The 3,033-nt window shown below is 52.5% G+C and carries 4 protein-coding genes; 1 reads left to right on the top strand and 3 read right to left on the bottom strand.

The annotated features are described in order from the left end of the window. The coding region (locus H8Z83_RS18860; RefSeq protein WP_207732098.1) for a hypothetical protein at window positions 1-382 on the top strand (382 nt) is incomplete at its 5' end. A gap of 45 nt (window positions 383-427) precedes the next feature. Here H8Z83_RS18860 and H8Z83_RS18855 read toward each other — a convergent pair. The 3 genes from H8Z83_RS18855 to H8Z83_RS18845 all read right to left on the bottom strand — a co-directional run. Beyond that, on the bottom strand, window positions 428-1,687 hold the full coding sequence (locus tag H8Z83_RS18855) for a hypothetical protein (RefSeq protein WP_187016438.1): 1,260 nt from the start codon (window positions 1,685-1,687) through the stop codon (window positions 428-430). 98 nt (window positions 1,688-1,785) lie between these two features. Continuing rightward, the gene (locus tag H8Z83_RS18850) at window positions 1,786-2,646 is read right to left on the bottom strand and encodes a hypothetical protein (protein WP_187016437.1); all 861 of its coding nucleotides are present in this window, start codon (window positions 2,644-2,646) and stop codon (window positions 1,786-1,788) included. Continuing rightward, window positions 2,643-3,033: hypothetical protein (locus H8Z83_RS18845; RefSeq protein ID WP_187016436.1), on the bottom strand; the 391-nt coding region annotated here is incomplete at its 5' end. The genes H8Z83_RS18850 and H8Z83_RS18845, both read right to left, overlap by 4 nt.

Here is a 3,033-nt window from a genome sequence, read left to right as displayed (position 1 = left end):
AGATGTGTATAAGAGACAGACATTGTTGACTGCGGTATTAGCTGGGGATAGTTACGAGGGAATGAATCTTCGGGGGAAGACCATTACCGAACGCAACGAGTACGAAGCCTTAGTGACTGAGTTCTCTAAAGAACTACGTCCGATGCGTGTTCATCAAGTGTGTGGGAGCAATCCTCTGGTGGTGTTCTACTTTCAGTGGTGTCTCGCATTCAGTGATCGTTGGCCTGAGAAGGCAGAGTGTTACAAGCAGTTTTACGCTTACGCTTCAAAGAACAATTACATCAATCCGTTCTCCTTGGACAAAGAGTACCTAGCCGAGCTAGATCTCTTCAACACGGTACACGACTTGGTGTTGCAGTACCGTCAAAAGAAAGCGGCATAAAAGAGAGGGCTTTCGGGCCCCCTCTTTTTTTTTTTCTTTATGCCGTCATTTTGCAGTAGCGATAGTACGGCTGGCGATGATACGCGCAGCAATAGCTACAGTCTGCACACGACCGATCTCAACACGGTACGGAGTCTTCGCATAGCGAGTCATGCCACGGGTGAAGGAGATCAGTTGTTTGAACGCTGCACGGTTGGCTGGATTCAGGTGGTCGGTGTCGACGTTCTTCTTGGCGAAGTCTGCCAGACCCTTCATGGCCTTCTGGAGAGGACGGAAGGTTTCCATGCAGTTGACCAAGCACTTGTTGTACTCTTCGGTCAAGTCCAGGAGTTTGTCGACGTCCTGAGTGCTGAGGTGGAAGTCTTCGATGATCCCGCCATTGAGCATCGACCAAGTGAAGATGAACTCTTTCACGTAGGTCTGTACGGACAGGTCAGCCAGGCGTTTGTATTCAGCATCCTGAGACACTGGTTTAACCGCACGGCCTTTCTTGATCTCCAGACCACGGTTGCAGAGTAGGACGTTGCCCTTACCGATGATGTCAGATTTCAGGATAGTCGAAGGGTGTTCCAGTTGTCCCAGCTTCTGAAGCACGGATGCCTTGAACGCTTGGTCGCTGTCGTACTTACCACCGTTGATGATGCTACGGACTTTCTCAACGTAGACGGCCAGGTTCTTCGGATAGTTCTGAGTCATATCACGAGTGGCTTTGAGATCGTTCGCCATGTCGCCGACAGGGTCTTTAGACATGTGGCCATTCAGAGTGAACGCCATGAACACTGTCTGTCCAGCCAACGAACCTTTGTGACGCTGCTCGTTCAGTTGTGGCTTCTTGTCAGCCCACTCTTGACGCAGAGCATGGACTTTGGCTTGTTGCTTCAGGCCCCAACGACGGTAGCCACCAAACAGAGTCGACATGCCGTCCCAGAAGGTTTGGAACTCAGACACGTAGGCTTGCTTGATCCGGTTCCACAGACCCGATACGGCCTCCATGGAGATCTGGTGGTAAGCAACCATGTCATCGCCATGATCTTCCATCGAAGGAATCACAGCAGACAGACCGGTGGCGTCTTCCACACGAGAGATACGCTCACGAATCATCATCGCTGTGGTTTGGTTAGCGTCACCAGTGGTAACCAGGGAGTCGAGGTCTCCCATGATCTCTTCCACGTCTTCCATAGCGATGCACAAGGCATCAAAACGATCCAGCTTAGCATCAGCCATAGCGATCTGGCTATTGATGCTCTCGAGAGACCAGTGACGTCCTTCTTTAGGGCCGTCCTTTTCCATGTATTGCGCTAACATAGCGAATTCTCTTTTAGGTGGGCGATAGGGTGGACTTTGAAGTCCTCATTAAATACGGCATAAAACGGAAGGCCGAAGCCCTCCGTTCCAGCCAACACTTACGAGATAGCTGAATCAGCCATCTTAGCAATGCGCTCAGCGTAACCGCTTTCGCCTGCTTTAACGTCCGCGTCAATTTCTTTGACGAACGCTTCTTGCAGGTTAGGGTTAGCACCGGTCAGTGTCATGTTGTCCAGCAGCTCTTGAGCGAAAGCGTTAACGCCCTCACCGACCTGAGTCAGAGCCGTGAACTCAACGGAGTAGTCCTGACCTTCCATGGCCGCAGTGATGTCACGACGACCAGTGATTTCAGCCACTTGGTCGTTTGGACGCATGTTGGTTGACAACCATGCGGTGATCACTTTGGTGCCAGTTGGATCTGGCTCCATGAACAGAACCGTCATGCCGGTGTAGTCTGGCAGGAGGTCGGTCGGCTTCTCGCTGTTGTTGACAACACGAGGGTACTTGGTTTCTGGGTCCATGATCAGGTTGAGAACCCAACCGTTCAAGAACGCAGCTACCGACTTACCGTATTTCTCGTTCCAGGTGAACGACGGGCTCGAACGAGCACGGGTAACGTTGGAGATGTCCTGTTGGATCTCACCAGCACCACCGAACGGGTTGTCGATGTGTTCAACACTGAGAGTCTGTTGCAGACCCTCAATGGATTTCGGCGCCAGCTCGACGAGGTTCTTCAGAGTCGATACCCAGTAATCAGGGTTCTCGAGATCTTGGAAACCACGCGGAGCTTCGATCAGAATAGCGATCAGGTTCCGGCGAACGTACGCAGCGCTACTTACGTAGGCCGAGTAGTCGGGAGCGATGCCGTTCTGACCACCCTTACGGATGTCAACCATGGCCTGACGACCGTACTGGTTGTACGCCTTGTTTTCAAGGATCGTATCGGCTAAGCGGCTCATTGTGCGAGGTCCTCACGACGACGGGCAACGATGGTGAACGAACCAACGGTCATCATGTTGTTACCGTACATGATGATGTTGCACGACCACGAGTAGCCACGCTGGGTATCGGCAGCAGTGAGGATTGTTTCAACCTCAATTACCACACGACCGTCGAAACGGCCAGCAACAGCTTCAGTGATCAGGCGGTTGGAACGCGCGATGAATTGTTCCGGCGTCAGTCCGTCGATGCCAGTCAGATCACGCCAAGCGCGGTCTGCGATCTTTTCCAGCTCCACGGCCACGGCCATGTTGAAGAAGCTGTTCAGGATCGAACTGTCGTCGTCGTAGACGGTTTGGAACGCAGGGAAGAACAGGCTACGGCGGTCGTAGTTCTGTACCCATACC

This window comes from Dysosmobacter segnis, assembly GCF_014297285.1.
In the GTDB taxonomy this organism is placed as follows: Bacteria; Bacillota; Clostridia; order Oscillospirales; family Oscillospiraceae; genus Oscillibacter; species Oscillibacter segnis.
This window is presented reverse-complemented; position numbering and strand designations above follow the sequence as displayed.

Excerpts from the sequence above, each read along its gene's own strand:
- H8Z83_RS18855 (WP_187016438.1), bottom strand. The coding sequence starts at position 1,687 with ATGTTAGCGCAATACATGGAAAAGGACGGCCCTAAAGAAGGACGTCAC.
- H8Z83_RS18850 (WP_187016437.1), bottom strand. The coding sequence starts at position 2,646 with ATGAGCCGCTTAGCCGATACGATCCTTGAAAACAAGGCGTACAACCAG.